Raw genomic sequence first — 18062 nt, forward strand, 5'->3', positions numbered from 1 at the left:
AGTCGGCTGACAATATCAAGTTTGTGTCTTCTAAAATAGGGATGAAATCAAAGTAAGGTCAGATTCCAAATGAATTTACCATGAATAGCAGACAAGTTAAGTACCTAACCAGGAGATTTTTCACTATCCTTCAAATCGCCCACTCGCTGTTAAAGGTGCTTCATCGAGCACATAACTAAAAATTGAGGGCGTCAGCTTATCATACGTTCAAGAAGCGCCTCTTTGAGTTGTGCTAAATGCTCGACCATCAGTGTGAGTAGTGGCTGGTAGTCTGCTTGAATATCATCTTGTAATTGGCTTTCTAGTGATTCAGCCGCGTTGGCCAGTTCTAAGTCAGAAATGGTGATAGCGACGCCTCTTAGCTTGTGTGTAATGGCATACATTTGCTCTAGGTTTTGGCTTTCAAATATCGCTTGGTATTCAGTGTGTAAGCCTGAGAACTCTTCTATGAAGCTTTCGATGCATAAAATGAGCAGCTCAAAGTCGCTATCAAAGCGTTGTTTGGCATCGGCTAAATTAATAAAGCAAGGTAGAGTGATATCCAGTGTTTGCCATGCATTCTTGGCAGTTGAATGCGGAACGATATTCTGATTGATCAGGGCTTTTATAAATGCCTCAATCCGGAAGGGTTTCATCAAATAGTCATTCATTCCAGATGCCAGTCCGGCTTGGCGGTCAGCTTCCAAAACGGATGCGGATAAGCCAAAAATAATGGGCTGTTTGATGTTGGGCAGTTGCCGAATGGCTGCTGTGGCTTCTAGTCCATTCATGTCGTCCATCTGTACATCCATTAACACCAGATCAAAATGTTCGGCTTTAAGGGACTCAATTGCGCTTATAGCGCAACTGACTAAGCGGGTCTGTATGCCTAATCGCTTGAGTAACCCTTCGACGACAAGGTTATTTAAGGCGACGTCATCAACCGACAAGACTTTAAGGCCGCTATAATCAAGATTATCTTGAGACGGTGTTTGAGCGTCTGGGATGCACTTGCCGCCCAGAAGAGGCGTGTCATTTGTTTTGCTGTGTTCTGCTTCACTGACCCTTTGCATCGGAATATGAAGGGTGAAGGTCGAGCCTTTATTTATAACGCTTTTTAGTTCAATTCTGCCGTTTAACAAGGTCACTAGGCGCTGACAAATGGATAGCCCTAAACCTGTGCCTCCAAATTTTCGGGTGGTACTTTCATCGGCTTGAGAGAACACCTCAAAAATATAGTGCTGTTGTTCTGGGGTTATGCCAATACCGTTATCTTGTATCGAGATGATGAGTACGCCACCGTCTTCTTTTTCAACGTAGCGGAATTGAATCAGAATACGACCATGCTCTGGGGTGAACTTAATTGCATTGCCGACCATATTCGACACCACTTGCCCTAAACGTAGAACATCGCTGATTAAATAAGGTGGGGTCTGGTCGTCAATCTGTACCTGCATCTCAATGTGTTTTTGTTGAACATTCACACGGAAGACTTCAACAGCGTCCTGAACCAATTTGTCGATAGCAAAGGGTGCAAATGAGAGCGAGAAAAGGCCGGATTCAATTCGAGAAAAATCAAGAATATCGTTTAATATGCCCAATAACCGCTCAGACGACTCATACGCTTTTTTGACATACTCATGTTGCTCAGTGGGCATATTGGCGTCATATAACAGCGAGAGCATTCCCAGAACGCCGTTCATGGGGGTGCGAATCTCATGGCTCATGTTGGCTAAAAAGTTTGATTTTGCTTTGTTGGCTTCTTCCGCTTTAACCAGCGCGGATTGAAGTTCTGTATTGGCAAATTCCAGTCGCTCAGTTAGCAGTTTGGTTGGGGTAATATCTTGATTACTGCCCACCATACGTTCTACATCACCATTGTCTGCTGTGATTAACATCGCATCGGCTTTAATCCACCTTTCTTGGCCATCTGGTCTGATGATGCGAAACTCACAGTCAAAAGGCACTCGCTGATGTATGGCTTGATCTACAGCGGTTTCGGCAAGGACTTTGTCTTCAGGATGGAGTCGGCTGCTCCACAGCTCATAGGCGGTGTTTTCTTGCGGGCCTGAATAGCCGTAAAGTGCGTACATTTGCTCGTCCCAGTACAGTGTCTGTGACTTGATATCGTACTCCCAGATACCCATTTCGCTTGATTGTGTGGCCTGCTGTAAACGCTGAAGCACTTTTTTATTGGCTTGGTAGCTTTGCTCAAGGTCTTGTTTAAGCTGCTCTTTCTCTTGTTCCAGTTGGTGTTGGAAGTTTTCAATCGCTTGTAGTCGTTCAATTTCATGCAGGCGGGCACGTTGCTCCGTCGCCGCATTAAGACTATTGCGCCAGCTGCGTAGGATCAAAAATAATATCAGTGAACCGGATAGCACTATAACCAAAACAAGCGGAAAAATTCTTGCTTGTTGAGTGATCTCTTGAATGTAGCTGCTGGGATAATAACGAACGAGGGTGGGTTGGTCTTGAAAGTCAACTTTATGGTCAGGTAATAAATTGGCGTAGTTCAAATGCTGAGAGAGGTATATATGACCATCGTCTTCAAGGTAGGACGTGCTTGGTTGGCTTAATAAATGCTGGCCAATACCATTCGATAGATAATCTTGAATACGGTGCTGTTGACCCAGAATAAATCCCCAGTTCAACTCTGCTTTAGGGCCTTGTAACCAGTCGCCTGCCTCATTCACCAACCAAGTTTGGATCTGTTTGTTGTAGGGCTTATTCAACTGTGCAAGCAGTTCGGTTACGTCAAGATTGAGTACTAACATGCCTTGCGCCTCAGGCAGGCGAACGCCAATACGTAAGGTTGGTTTCAACGGCTGCTCAATCTGATTGTTTTCAATATTGAGATCAATTCGAGAAATGTAAAACTGGTAAGGTGTTAAGCGTAAGATCGCTTGGACGTAATCTCGGTCTGACTTGTCTTGCAACCGAAGGCTGTCAACCGCATTGACACTGTTGTTGATACGATCAAAACGAAGGGTCTCTTGCCCCCGCTCGTTAATCCATCGTGCTTGAAAATAATGCTGGTTTGCCAAGAGTGTCACGGGAAGCGTATGTTGCAGGGTTGAAGCGGGCGTAGATGTATTTTCGATTTGAGTTGCAAGAGCCTTCATATCGAATAAGGCGTCGATCAATTGTTGGTTAAAGTGGTGGGCGTATTGCTCTAATATGACTTGCTCTTCATGTAATACACGTTGAGTTAAGGCATCTTTACGCAAATCTTCAGACAGAAAGTAGGTTAACGTCGCGGCTAACCATATTGGCAGTACAAAGTATTCAACTTGAAAGTGACTTAGCCAAGAGGATAGTCGATTAACAGATCGCATCTTTAAAACTGTCCTATGAGCATTCGATTAACGGTTAGATTTGACTCAAATTTTTCACGCTTGGTTGGACGGTGGTGAGCGTGTTTTAGAATTATGTCATACCCAATGTGTATTATGTTACCCGAATTAAATCTTCCTCTCCTGCAAAGTCAGGCAATATCCAGATCTGTTCAAAAGGGTGCTCTTGGCAGTGAAACTGCTTCAGCGTGGCTCTGATCTGAGCACTACTCCAGACTGGGCTGACATTGCGAATCACCAACCACACCCGTTCAGAGTCATAATGTTTATGTGCCTTGTTGTTCAACAGCTCGAACAGTGCGGTTTGTAATTGCGCGCAGGGGTCAATCGCTGCCAGCTCGGCCAGATAGCGCCAGATATGGTCGCTGTGGTCTGGGTTGCGTAGGTGTCGAGCTTCTTCTGCTGTGGCGTACAGATGAGCAATTTCTAAATCCAGTTGATGCCCTTGGAAATAACAAGAGATATCAGGTTTTGCAGGGTCATTGTGCCAAATGTGCCGCATCGGCTCGCCAAACTGTTGTTCATAACGACGCATAAATAACCGTGCGGCATCACGTTCTAAAAGGCGCTTTTCCTGTTCGGAGTGATTCAGAAGATCACCTGTGCTAGTGTGCTTCGGGTCAGAGGTCATGGCAGGGCCGATCCATTTAGGGTGTTGCTGTTATGTTTGAGTTTAATACATCTTGGCCTCTGGTAGAAAAGACTCGCAACCAATGATCCGTTCGATATCTACGGCTATGGCCTGTGTGTCGCCCCTTAACTACGATTGGGAGCTATCGTTTGAGTACAACAGAGACGATTTTTTCAACCTGTCAACGCTTGGCAACACTGTTGATCTCTCGTCAACAGATGGTGGCAACAGCAGAATCTTGTACGGGCGGTGGTATTGCAACCGCGCTCACCGATCTGGCGGGAAGCTCGACGTGGTTTGATGCGGGTTTCGTCACTTACTCCAATCAGGCTAAACAGCGTATGTTGGCGGTGCCTGAGTCGGTTTTAATTGAACATGGCGCCGTGAGTCAGCCTGTGGTTGAGGCGATGGTGCGCGGCGCAATTGCCCACAGCCAAGCCCAGTTTGCAGTGGCGGTCAGTGGGGTTGCGGGGCCGAGCGGTGGCAGTGCGGATAAACCTGTTGGTACTGTTTGGATTGCGTGGGGCGATGCGAACACTCAACAAAGCCAGCGCTTTCAATTCTCAGGGGATCGACAACAGGTACGCGCACAAACCATTTTGGCCGCTTTATTAGCACTGATTGAGTTTATTCAATTTGCAGAGTGAGATGACTTGTTGCGCGATGACTGAGCAGGGCTTGCGCGTTTCACACGGCGTGGCGCTGTGCTGTGTGAGCGGGTGCTGCTTTTACGCTTTTTGAAGGTTTTTTTGCTGCCCAAACCCTGCAACCCTTGCATCTCACTGTGCTGTGCCTGTTGAATCAGTTGCCCTAACAACTGCTGTAGCGGCTGCATAAAGTCTTGGTATTTCAGCTTTTTATCGCAGATCTGTTCGAGTTGAGACTCCCAGTGTGCGGTCATATCGGGCAGAGTGGTGCTTTCAGGCAAATTTTGTATTAAGGCTTGGCCTGCGGCTGTGGATAAAATCTGTTTGCCTTGGCGCTGTAAAAAATTCCGTTTGCACAACAGTTCAATAATGCTGGCACGAGTGGCTTCTGTGCCTAAACCATCGGTTTCTTTCAGCACCTTTTTAATCGCTTTGTCTTGCACATAGCGGGCGATACCCGTCATTGCGGCTAACAGGGTGGCATCGGTAAAGGGCTTGGGGGGCTGCGTCAGCTTGTCGATTAAAACCCCCCGTTGGCAGAACAGTTGCTCGCCCTCTTTAACCGCAGGGTGATGTTGCTCTTCAGGGTTTTGCTCAAATAAGGTTTTCCAACCCAACTGTAGGTTCTGTCGGGCTTTGCTGATAAAACTACCACCATCAATTTCAAACAACACCTGTTGGCTTTGATAGCGGTACGCGGGATAAAACTGCGCCACATACTGACGGGCGATCAACTGATAGAGCTTGGCTTCTGGATCGCTTAATCGACCGATGTTAGCGCTTTTGGCGGTGGGGATAATCGCATGGTGGGCATCGACCTTGCTGTCATCCCACGCTTTGCTCACCAAACGCTGATCCGCCTGTGCAACCCCTGCCGCCAAATCCGTTAGGTTCTGACGAATCGCCTCCAATACCGCTCCCGCATCGGCCAGTTGTGCCTTAGGTAGATGACGACTGTCTGAGCGGGGATAGGTGATCAAATGATGTTGCTCATACAGTGCCTGACACAGATCCAACACCTGCTGTGCTGAAAAGCCAAAACGATTGTTGGCGGCAATCTGTAGCTGCGACAAGTTAAAGGGCAACGGCGGTGCCTCTTGTTTGGTTTGCTGCTCGGTATTTTTTACAACCGCAGGCTTTTGGCTGATCCGCTGTGCCACATGCTGCGCCAGCTTTAAATTCAGTACCCGCCCCTCTTCATCCATATAGGGTTGGCAAGCTTCACTGGGTTGCCACTGGGCTTGGAACACAATTTGAGGTTGATCTGCGGTGAGACTGATATGGGCCTGTACTTCATAAAACGGCTTGGGCTGAAAGGCGGCAATTTGTTGGTCTCGACGCACCACCAAACCCAACACAGGAGTTTGTACTCGCCCCACCGATAACACGCCTTGATAACCTGCTTGCTGGCCTTTTAAGGTAAAGGCGCGAGTGAGGTTGATACCATAAAGCCAATCGGCACGGCTACGGGCCAACGCCGAGGTGGCCAGCGGGATAAAGTCTCGATTGCTGCGGCTTTTTGCCAAGGCTTTTCTGACCGCCTCAGGGTTCAGGTCATTGATTAAAACACGCTGCATCTGCTGTTTCTTACTGGCGGGTACTTTTAGATAATCAATCACCTCATCCACCAGTAATTGTCCCTCGCGGTCAGGGTCGCCCGCATGTACCAACTGATCGGCCTGCTTGATCAAGCCCTTCAAGACGGTAAGTTGCTTGCGGGTCTGGCTTTTGGCTTGTAGCTGCCAAGACTCTGGTATAATCGGCAGCTTATCAAAACGCCATTTTTTCAGTTCAGGGTCATACGCCTCAGGATCAGCCAGCTCTAAAAGATGACCAATACACCAACTCACACAATCACCGTTGCCTAATTCAATATAGCCCTCTTGTTTTTTATGAGGCTTGGGCAGAACCGCAGCAATGGCTCGTCCTAAACTGGGTTTTTCAGCGATATAAAGCTTCATGATCCATACACAAAATTAGTCGGTGAGAGATAAGGATTCCTACTGTACACCGATACTGTTTTCATATACAGTATTTAGCATAAATTTGAGGGCGCGGGTGCCCAGTGGCCTAGATCACCTTTACTGATTGTGCCATTACCGATTCAACAAGAGGCTGTGTCATGTCTGATCAAGAAAATCGCCAGAAGGCTTTAAACGCTGCACTATCACAAATTGAGCGCCAATTCGGTAAAGGCGCGGTGATGCGTATGGGCGAACACCCACGCGAAGTGATGCCTTCTGTCTCTACGGGTTCTTTAGGATTAGACATCGCGCTTGGCATTGGCGGCCTGCCTTATGGCCGTATTGTTGAGATTTACGGCCCTGAATCATCGGGTAAAACCACACTGACGTTACAAGTGATTGCCGAAGCACAAAAGCAAGGCAAAACCTGTGCGTTCGTGGATGCTGAACACGCGCTTGATCCTGTTTATGCTGAAAAACTGGGCGTCAACCTAGACGACATGCTGGTTTCTCAACCAGATACAGGTGAGCAAGCCCTAGAAATTACCGATATGTTGGTGCGTTCTAATGCGGTTGACGTGGTCATCGTTGACTCTGTTGCAGCCCTAACCCCAAAGGCTGAAATTGAAGGCGAAATGGGTGATTCTCACATGGGTCTGCAAGCGCGTTTGATGTCACAAGCGCTGCGTAAAATCACCGGTAACATCAAAAACGCCAACTGCTTGGTGATCTTCATCAACCAGATCCGTATGAAAATTGGTGTGATGTTCGGCAACCCAGAAACCACAACTGGTGGTAACGCGCTGAAGTTCTACGCCTCTGTGCGTTTAGACATTCGCCGAACGGGTTCTGTAAAACAGGGCGATGAAGTTGTGGGTAACGAAACCCGCGTAAAAGTGGTGAAAAACAAAGTATCGCCACCGTTCAAACAAGCTGAATTCCAGATCATGTACGGCAAAGGTATCTACCGTGCAGGCGAGATTATCGACCTAGGTGTACAACATGGCTTGGTGGATAAAGCAGGTGCATGGTACAGCTGCCAAGGCAACAAAATTGGCCAAGGTAAAGCCAACGCGGCACAGTACTTGGAAGATCACCCAGAACTGATGCAAGAGATTGAAGGCAAACTACGTGAGCTGCTACTGGCCAAAGCCAATGAAAAACCTTTGAAAGCAGAACAAGCTGACATAGAGATTGAAAGCGACGAATAACTGCTTGTTTGAACGCCATTCAGCTATTTTGCTACCCAATCAAAGACAATCGCACAGAGCAAGCCCCCTCACCTAATGGGTGAGGGGGCTTTTGTTCGTGATTATTTTGATAAGGGCGCAAATAGGCTAGATAACCCTGTCCTGAGTTTCAAAGGCCTCTTCAGCCAGTCAGCGATATTCTGACTGGCTGCGGGTAGATGTATTGAGTTAATTGCGCGTGAGTTTTTAATCTACCAATCTAATACCGAGTCATTAAGCACTTCCGAAAGACTGTCATCCTCATTAAAGTTATTTTCGTAATCATTGAAGATGTCAATATCGGCCTCAACAGGCTGTTCGATAGAATCTAACCAATTATCACCTGAGCTTTGGTTAGCTACTGTACCGCCATCTGAAGCTTCAATATCACGAGTCCAGTCCCCAGAGCCCGTATGCGAGTTAAACGTGAACAGATCCTCGTCCAAACTGTCAAACACTGAGTCATCAACATCAAAGCCTGTAGGCTCAGCAATAGCCTGCTCTGTATGAGGTGCTGAGAGTGTATCTGAAGAACTCTGGATTGAGTCTTGCGCATCTGTCGCCGGAATCTGATTTGAAACAGCAGCACTTTCATCTGTATGTAAATCAGATATCAACCGCTCTAGTTCATCTTGGCTAAACTGAAACCCTGCCTCATCGAAAGTAATGAGGTTATCATCACCAACATCTGCTGCAGTAAAATTAGCCACTAGTTGATTGCCAACATAAAGATTAACCGTATCCCCTTCGTCATACTGGAAAGAGCCTGCTGACAGGTCTCCACTTAGTCCGGAACTTGTTTCATAACGGAGGCCTTCAATTGGCTCATTTGCCAGATTAGCGGTTACAATAGAATCATCAGTATGTGCTTCAAATGAGGTTAAACCTGCATACTGCTCTAGCATGCGCTGTACATGAGCCATGGCTTGCTCTTCGCTAATAGCAGTTTTGCCTGCAAGCTCTATAGCTGCCTTAACATCAGCCTCTGAAGCAGTTCTTAAATCTAAGTCAACCCCTTCAAATGCAGCATGTACTTTTGGCGTAATAGTAATGCCATTATCAGGGTTTTCATCTTCATCAAGAGACTGTAAGAAGACCCCCATGTTTTCTACATATTCATCATTTAAGTCTGAGCGATCAACGTCGGCCATATCCTGTAGAAAAATTGTGCCATTACTTAAGTCTTCAGGTGTAACCTCTCCTATAACAACATCACCAATCTTGAAGGTGACGCTATCTCCTTCAACATAGCTGAAAGTACCTAGTTCATCAGTAAAACCAGCAATACCTGAACTACTTGTATAGGCAAGACCATCCATCACACCATCGACTATAGTTCTTGTTTGTATTGCACTAGAGTCATCACTGATATCAGGAGTCCCCATAGTTTCTGTTGATATAGCAGTTGCTTCAATATGAAGTCCACCAACGCCATCACTAATCAACTGATCAGGGGTAATCAATTTCAATCCACTTAGCTGGTCTAGTGTGAGAGTGATAGAGCCGTCGGTAATTGTCAGGTTATCGCCATGGCTATTAGTTAAAGTAGAGCCTGCAGGTAGTCCATCAACTCTGAGTGATAACTCTTCACTACCATCGGTTAATGAAGCATTTAGCTCTAGATCATAACTAAAGGTACCATCGCCATTATCAAACTCATTTGACAAAAATGGATGATCTAAAACAGGCTGATCAGCCTCAGGCGTCACAGTAAAGCTAAATGATTGAGTTACGGCTGTATCTAGAATATCTCCACCGTCTATTGTCTTAATGCTTATGCCAATATTCATCGTACCGCTGTAATTTTCTGGCGGTGTTACGCTAAGTGTTTCTGCATCGGCTTCAGTCAGATTTGAGATGCTGGCTGTACCTGTATTACCCACCATAACACTTTGACCCACAACAGATATTGTAGAGCCTGGTTCTAATCCGTTTAGAGTAATATTCAGTAACTCATCAGCATCATTCAAGGTTAAATCAAGCCCTAGATTAACTGCTGAAGCATCCTCTGAAACAGTTTGATCAGAAATATTACCAATGAGTAAACTATCAGCTTCTGGAGCTACACTTACTTGCACTGATTGTGATACTGCGTCGGCCAATATATCAAGTGCATTACCATCTGAATCAACTTCAACTGATCGCACATTAACGGTTAAATTAAAATCACCACTGTAGTTAGCAGGTGGCACGAGTTGAATACTTTGAGCTTCACCTGGAGTTAAAAAGCTACTATCTGTTAATACTTGCAAATCACCATTAGTGTCAGCATAAAAAGCGCTGAAACCATTATCCGCAAACTCATCGCCAAAGGTAATCTGTAGTTTTTCACTGCCATCTAGATCCGTCATGATCACATCTAGGTCTAACGGCATTCCGACAGTATCTTCAGTACCTATAACCTGATTAGTCTGAGCACTACCGACATCAACCTCTGTGATAGCGCTGGCAACAGGATTAATGGTTAGAGTGACATTTTCTGAGCTTTGCGCAATTTCTTTAGTGACTTTATCCAGACTGAATGCTGTTATTCCAGCGGTGAATGTTCCACCATAAGTATTAGTTGTATCATGAAGGCTTAGCCCATTATTAGGGATCTCAGAGCCTCTCAGGACGACATTGACAGTACCATCACCATTATCACTGTAGTTACCAATTCTATTACCATTAGCATCTTGAATAATCAGTGCGTCGGGAATACCGCTGATCTTGATAGACGCTATTTCACTGCCGTCACTGTCGTGTTGAAGTACTGCAAGATCCAGAGGATAGTCTTCGGCTTCGTCAATATCTGCTACAGGAGTTAGACTGACCTCGATTTGATCAACTTCCGATGCGATGTTGATACTAAAGGTGTCAGTGATCGTTTTAGTAACATCTGCACTACCATTAGCGTCAGTATCTGTCCACGTGTAGCTGATTTCAAAACTATAAGTACCGTGACTATATGCATCTGGAACAAAGGCTACTGAACTAAGATTTTCAGAGGCTATGGTATAAGAGCCGTCTCCATTATCGGTAATATCTGTGCCTGTTAATTGCCCACCATTTTGAGGTGTAATTCTGACATCACCTTGTAGTGACTCAGAACCATCAATATCGGATGATGAAATCTGGATATTCAGATCAATACTGTCTGTATTTGTATTATCAATTTCAGTACCACCTTGAGCACTCACCTGCTCAATATCCAATACAGGATCAATGTCCAAGATGATAGTTTCTGACACAACAGACTGGTTACCGCTACTATCAGTAGCAATAATATCTACATCAAACCCCGCGTCTCCGTTGAAGTTGGCATTAGGGTTAAAGTCAATTTCACCAGTGCCAACATAATGACCATTTGGAAGTTTATACATCCCACTGGTATCAACAGAACCATTGTCAGCATGCTTTATCACATAAGACAGCTGTGCAGCACCTGACGCAGCAGTTCCGCTTAATACATTATTAACCTGTGTATCTTCCTGACCACCATTTTTCCCAGATACCACAATGGTGGGAGCTGAGCCATCAATCGTTAAAGATCCATCTACTTCAGTGGCAATCGTATCACTGCCTCCTGCATATTGAATAGTAAAAGTATGCGCTTGGTCAAATAGGATATCGCCATCGTTTTCTTTACTGACAGGAACTATTTCTAGGTCTAAAGAACCATCACCTGCATTAGATTGCAGAATCTTTATACTAGCGGTTGAAAATGAATCAGCAGGTACAATCCATACTCCATTACCCGCATTAATACCACTTTCTACCATCCAAGTTGTATTGATTGCACCTGACTGGTCTCGAATAATGTAGTATTCAGACTCAGAAGTATCGGTATCTGAGACCGTGTCATGGTAACTGTCTTCAATATTATTATTGTGGCTCACAATATCTGTTAGTGCTGTATTGATATTATCAACACCATCAATATCTTCAACGACAAAGCCATCTTCATTTGATTCGGTGGTATCATCTGTCGTGCTGTTGGCAGTGTTGTCCACATCCTCCCAGCCATCCGCAATACCCGTTACAATAACGGTATGGTCTGTGATGACTTCTTGGATATCTTTGTCAGAAGTGGAGCCATCATCCATATCATCTTTTAAGTAACGGTGAAGCTGAATGCCAGACAAGTCAGCATCAGAATGTAGGGGGGGGAGCACTTCAACAGAGTCTAAATCTTCTTGATTCAAGTAGACTATATTATTGTTGTAATCAATAACTAAGTGGTTCCCATTAACCTGAATATCTTCACCAGTCTGACCTAGGTCAGGGATTTTTATTTTCAGATCATAAGTATTACCGTTGTAGTCGTACTGATCTTTAACAAGAACATCTCCGTCGTTTGCACCAACGCTTAAATCAAGCTTAATCCATTCATCTTCGTTACCATATGAGTGACTATTACTGTAAGCCTCTACATCAGGCTTAACCACAATATTCATCGTGTGGTCTGAAACTAGAGTATTCGTTTGTTGTCCTGAATCGGGGTCTATATCTAAAACAGTGACACGAATGCCAAACTCAAGAGAGCCACTCATATTGACATCAGGTGTTTTCAGCTGAATTTGATATTCACCACTGTCAATTTTTTGCAGCGTTTCGTTATCAATCCGCCAGTCTGTAGAGTTCGCATCAGCATTAGCCAATACCAGCTGATCAAGCAGTTCGTTGCCATCTTCATCGACAATGCGTAAACCGACATCATTCGGAACATTGCGGATTAGCGCGTAGACCTCCTCTGAAAAGTGTTGCTCTTCTCCAGATGCAATTTGGAACCCGGATAGGTTCTGCCATGCTCCACTTTCCGTCAGCGCGATAGGTGTATCTGTACCACTCACAATAGGGTTATCTGCCACACTGGTGAGCTGTACTTCAAAGGTATCTGTGACCTCTTTTGTTTGCTCTCCTCTCACGCCATCCCAATTTGGCTCGGTGGATTTTTGATTAAGGGTAAGCGTGAAATCTTCATTGCTGTCATGAGCAGGTATTAGCTTAAGGTTTTCAATATAAGTATTGAACTCCCCGTTAGATGTTAGAACAATCTCTCCAGGTTGAGGGGTATAATGCTCACCATTTGTAGGATCCAAAACAATTTTTACTGTAGAAAGACTTCCTCCAGTTCCATCGCCGTTGAGTAACGTACCATCTTTAGCGAAGATAAAAGTATCCGCTGGAATATCCTCAATCTTAACTTCAATAATTTCTGTATTGGTGTACATTCCTGTACGGTAATTAATTTCAAGATCAATTGCACCGGAGACATCATAAGTGCCATCTGCTTTTTGAATTAGATCTCCGCTATTCTGATCCCGACCACTATCCTCCGGCGCAATAATACTGGTAACAGAGATTAAGTTAGCATCAAGATCTGCATCACCAGATACATTAATTTTGAGTATATCTGGCTCACCCCAAGCTTGATTAAATTTTCCACTATCACTCCAGCGAGTGTCAGTGCTAGAGCTGTCTTCGTCTCTATCAATCACCCCTGTCTTAATTTTTAGGCTAAGTTCACCATTAAAATTAGAAGGGGTTTTAATCTGTAAGCTGTCTAATTTATCTGCAGGGATATCAACCGCGCTATTTGAATTTCTAAAAGTATAGGTTTGTATATTGCCTGCACTATTTTCAAAGCGAATTTGTGTACCATTTGGTAAATGAGTATCGCCATCAGAGAAAAAGCGAACTACAGTGTTGCTTTCACTACCATCGGCATCCCCTGTCGATGCAGTTAACTCATCAAATATTGAACTACCATTACTCCAACCTGCATCTAAAGACACCCAACCAGTATCTTCTAATAACGTTTCTTGGTAGGTTACCGACTCTGATGCTAAATCCCCCAGAGTCCAAGGCTGATCTGCTTCAGGCGTAATAACTATAGACTGAGTAAATGTAGCAATAGAGCCATCTTGTAGAGTCAAGTTATAATCTAGTCGGATATCTTTACTGCTGTCTTCAGCAGGAGTAATGGTTAGATTCAGTGCATCTTGCCAATTTGTAGCAGTATATTCACCAGCATCAACAAGCAGTGTGTTACCATCGCCATCTTTAAGAGTTGCATCAGAAGGAATACCTGAGATAGTGATCGAGGAAAAATCATCTTCACTATGAATCTGCTCTAAGTTCTCTAGGATAGCAATATTCCAATCGCCACCTTCACCGATACCCTCCTGAGTATTTCGGTTATCCTCTACCCCTGCAATATCAATATCACGGATCGTCGTGGTTACTCTAGCGCCATCATAGTCAACGGTTTCGTACTTGCCACCTACTTGGTAAGCAGCGTCTTCACTATAAGTGTTCTCAACCAGCTCTACAGTGAAGGTCTCACCATTATCTGACCAAGAATCATTGGTAGCAGTAGCACTGAAGGGTTGTCCTAATGTGACTTGTGTACCTTGTGTTGTATAGTCATTATGCTCCGCACTATTATTGTTAAAGCGGACACTCACAGTACCTGATAAATCAACAAAATTACCATTCTCATCTAATGCTTTTACCACGTAGTAAGCACTAGTGGCGCCATCTTCATGAATCTGAGTAGCCTCAACAGGGTTATTATTATCATCTAATAAAATTTCGCCCTGATCATCCGATGCAAACAACCTCAGGGTAAATGCGCTATCATTGTCATTGGGCGTATGAGTATCAACTTCATCCAGAATAGTAGTCGTAACCCGACCGTCGTCATAATTGACTGACTCATAATTATTTGCATTGCTGAAGCTATTTTCATTCAGAGAAACAGTAAATTTTTCACCACTGTCTGACATTACGTCATCGTTGGCTGTGGCAGTAAATATCTCGCCAACATTAACGGTTTGTACACTAGGCCCTGAATAATCATCATTTGAGATGTTATCACCATTGGCAAAGTTGATAACAACAGTGCCCTGAGGCTGATCAGCTAATGGATTACCATCTTTACCTACTGCTTTCACAGCATAATAACCAGTAGATTCAATCCCTTGTGTACCCGGCTCTGCGATTTCGGTTACAGAAAGTGGCTGGCCATTACTGTCTCGTAGGATTACACCTTGGTCATCAACAGCAAAAAGCTTCAAGGTAAATGCGTTGTCATTATCTTCTAGTGTTGCAGGATCATTAGATGTTTCATCTAGAATCGTAGTGGTGATTCTGCCATTATCATAGTCAACAGACTCGTAAGCATCGGCATTACTGAAGCTGTTATTATTCAATGAAACTGTGAAGCTTTCATTGCTATCCGAAAACGCATCATCATTGGCTGTAGCTTTGAATGTCTCTCCGACATTCACGGTCTGTACACCAGGGCCTGAATAATCATCATTTGAGATGTTATTGCCATTGGCAAAAGTAATATCAACTGTACCCTGTGGCTGTTCAGTTAGCGGATTACCATCTGCATCCACCGCTTTCACAACATAGTAACCTGTTGACTCACTACCTTGAGTCCCCGGTTCTGCTATTTCTGTTGCCTCAAGCGGGGAGCCATTACTATCTCGCAGAATTTCACCTTGATCATCCGCTGCAAAAAGCTTGAGGGTAAATGCAGAGTCATTATCGTCGGGCGTTACTGGATCATTAGATGTTTCATCTAGAATCGTAGTGGTGATCCTGTCATTATCATAGCCAACAGCTTCGTAAGCATCGGCATTATTGAAGCTGCCACTATTCAATGAAACTGTGAAGTTTTCGCCATTATCTGAAAGTGCATCATCATTGGCTGTAGCAGTAAAGGTTTCACCAATGGTAACTGTTTGTGTGCCTGGGCCTGAGTAATCAGTGTTCGAGATGTTGTGCCCATTATGGAAGGAAACATCCACTTCTCCTTCCGGCTGATTCGCAAGTAAATTACCATCTGAGTCAACCGCTTTAACGGTGTAGTAAGCTGTTGAGTCTCCGTTTTGAGTACCTGGCTCTGCTATCTTTGTTGCATGAAGCGGAGTGCCATTACTGTCTCGAAGAATTTCACCCTGATCATCTGTAGCAAATAGCTTTAGAGTAAAGGCCGTGTCGTTATCGCTCGTTGCACTGGTATCTGTTTCATCCAGAATGGTAGTGGTGACTCTTCCGCTGTCATAGTCAATGCTGTCATAGTCGTCTGCATTGGTAAAACTATCATTATTCAGCGCTACTATGAATTGTTCTCCACTATCTGATAGTGCATCATCGTTGGCTGTTGCGGTAAATATTGTATTAACATTTACCGTTTGCTCACCAGGCACAGAGTAATCAGCATTAGAGATATTATTGCCATTAATAAAAGTGACATCAACAGTGCCCTGTGGCTGTTCTGAGAGCGGTTTGCCATCACTGTCAACAGCTTTTACAATGTAGTAACCTGTTGATTCGCTGCCATTGGTACCTGGTTCTGCAATTTCGGTAGCATCAACTGGATTACCATCGCCATCCAGCAAAATCTCACCCTGTGCATCCGCAGCAAATAGCTTAAAGCTGAATTCAGTATTGATCTCACGAGAGGCAGTTGCCGTTGTAGTTTCCCCAGCAGAGTTTTTTATTGATACGCTAGCATCAATTTCGTTGTCAGCTTCTAGGTTGTTAGTATCAACATCGATTTTATAAACCAGCTGGCCATTGTCTTCAAATACATCGCCTTTATAATACTCACCATTAACTGTTAGTGTAACGGTATCTCCAGCTTGTACATCATGGCCTACGCTGCCTGTAATAGTCGTTTTATTTCGAAGGGCTTCATCTACGTTTAGAACATCATCACCAGCAATAACATCAATGGTGATGGAAGCCTCTACCGGATCAGGCAAAGTAATGGTATTAGACTCTGGATGAGTCATATCGATGGTCAGAGTACTCTCAGAGTTGTCACCATCACTATCAGTGATGACATAAGTGAACTCATCAGCGGCTAAGTTAATCTCTTGATAACTGATTCCCCGAATAAAGTAATCACTGCTGTCTTCGGTATTAACCAAAGGATCATCATAGGCTGTTGATGTGAACACAAGGGTGGAGAAAGCACCACCATCAGGTAACTCGATAACCGCAGTGCCCTGATGTCCATGGCCACGGTAATCGATATTTTCGCTATCCAATATGCCAAAGCCAACCAAATTACCGTCTAGATCAAAAGCTTCCCAACGACCGCTTTCAATATCTCCTGTTTCACCGCCATTATCATTACGATAAAGATTGCTCACCGATACAGTGGCCTGAGTTACCGGATTGGTAAAGTTAACAGCTAAAGCCTCTGACTCACCAGTATCTGCATCGTGGTTGATCTGGTTGCCAACAGGCATTCCGTTCTGACTACCTTCAACCCCAAGACCATTACTGTTAACAGATACACTACCATCCGCTTGGCTCAGCTGTAGCTTGCCGTCAACATCTTTGTAGGCAGTTCCAAAATTAAAGGCTTTTAGTTCGACAGCACTCCAGTCACCATTACCCACGGTTCGAGTTGTCGTCGGAGAGGTCACTTCATAGTTATAAGTACCATCTTGGTATAATTTTAGAAGACCATTATCGCCCTCTATTTCAATATACTGATTACCGTTAATATCCGTTTGAATATCGGTCTCATTATTAAAGCTAACATTACGGTCACCGAAGCGTACTTCTGTGACTAGGGCGTTATCAGGCCCTTCATTATCACCCTGTAATGCAGCCCCTGTATTACCACCTATACCAGTTAAAACATTACCGGAGGTTGACTCTTTCTCATCGGCAGTAACATTATCATGATCAGCAAGGGCCTCTGGTTCTTGGTCTAATACGCTAATATCATGATATGCTGTATAAGAGCCTCCGCCGTCAATAGAGGCTGTATACTTGAAGCCTGCGCCACCTAATGTATCGCTTTCAGAGTGGTCTGCACTTTCTGGTGGAGTATAAGACCACTGACCATCCATATTAACCTTCAGTTCACCACCATGTAGCGTAGTGACTGTTTCGCCAGCACTGGCTGTTTGAGTGCCATTTTCATCTGTATATTCGAATGTTTGGATCTGAGGGTTTTCACCAAAGTGATTGTTATTATCAAAGAGATTGCCTGTTAGTGAAGCACTGCCCTCTAAAACTTCAGAGTGGTCTCCGAAACCATCACCATCGAGTGATATATTTCTATCTGCCGCAGCAGTCGCAATATTTCCTGCAACATCTGTAGTCGTGACACTTGCATCAATACTATTATCAGTTTCCAGATCATCGGTGAGCACATCAATCTTATAGACTAAGTTGCCCGCATCGTTCTTGAACACTTCGCCTGTGTAGTCATTACCGTTAACAGTAAGTGTAACAACGTC

General features: G+C 44.4%; 6 protein-coding genes. 2 read left to right on the top strand and 4 right to left on the bottom strand.

Translation table 11 applies throughout. The annotated features are described in order from the left end of the window. Positions 1–191: 191 nt before the first annotated feature. Both B5D26_RS09875 and B5D26_RS09880 read right to left on the bottom strand, forming a co-directional pair. On the bottom strand, positions 192–3314 hold the full coding sequence (locus B5D26_RS09875; protein WP_078745572.1) for a sensor histidine kinase: 3123 nt from the start codon (positions 3312–3314) through the stop codon (positions 192–194). A gap of 112 nt (positions 3315–3426) precedes the next feature. Further along, entirely contained in the window at positions 3427–3963 is a 537-nt protein-coding gene (locus tag B5D26_RS09880; protein WP_078745573.1) for a hypothetical protein, read from the bottom strand. Between the two features lie 149 nt (positions 3964–4112). On the opposite strand from B5D26_RS09880, the gene B5D26_RS09885 reads away from it, so the two are divergent. After that, positions 4113–4610 (top strand): CinA family protein, encoded by a 498-nt coding sequence (locus B5D26_RS09885; protein WP_268808405.1) that lies wholly within the window; start codon positions 4113–4115, stop codon positions 4608–4610. On the opposite strand, the gene B5D26_RS09890 is transcribed toward B5D26_RS09885, so the two are convergent. After that, entirely contained in the window at positions 4595–6571 is a 1977-nt protein-coding gene (locus B5D26_RS09890) for a DNA topoisomerase III (protein WP_078745575.1), read from the bottom strand. The two genes, B5D26_RS09885 and B5D26_RS09890, sit on opposite strands and share 16 nt — an antisense overlap. A gap of 161 nt (positions 6572–6732) precedes the next feature. Here B5D26_RS09890 and recA point away from each other — a divergent pair, with 161 nt between their 5' ends. Beyond that, complete coding sequence (recA, locus tag B5D26_RS09895) at positions 6733–7785, top strand: recombinase RecA (RefSeq protein WP_078745576.1); 1053 nt, start codon at positions 6733–6735, stop codon at positions 7783–7785. 230 nt (positions 7786–8015) lie between these two features. Here recA and B5D26_RS09900 read toward each other — a convergent pair whose 3' ends face one another. After that, positions 8016–18017, bottom strand: a complete 10002-nt coding sequence (locus B5D26_RS09900) for an Ig-like domain-containing protein (protein WP_234985261.1) — start codon at positions 18015–18017, stop codon at positions 8016–8018. Between the last annotated feature and the right edge of the window lie 45 nt (positions 18018–18062).

The organism is Oceanospirillum multiglobuliferum, assembly GCF_900167095.1.
Lineage (GTDB): Bacteria > Pseudomonadota > Gammaproteobacteria > Pseudomonadales > Halomonadaceae > Oceanospirillum > Oceanospirillum multiglobuliferum.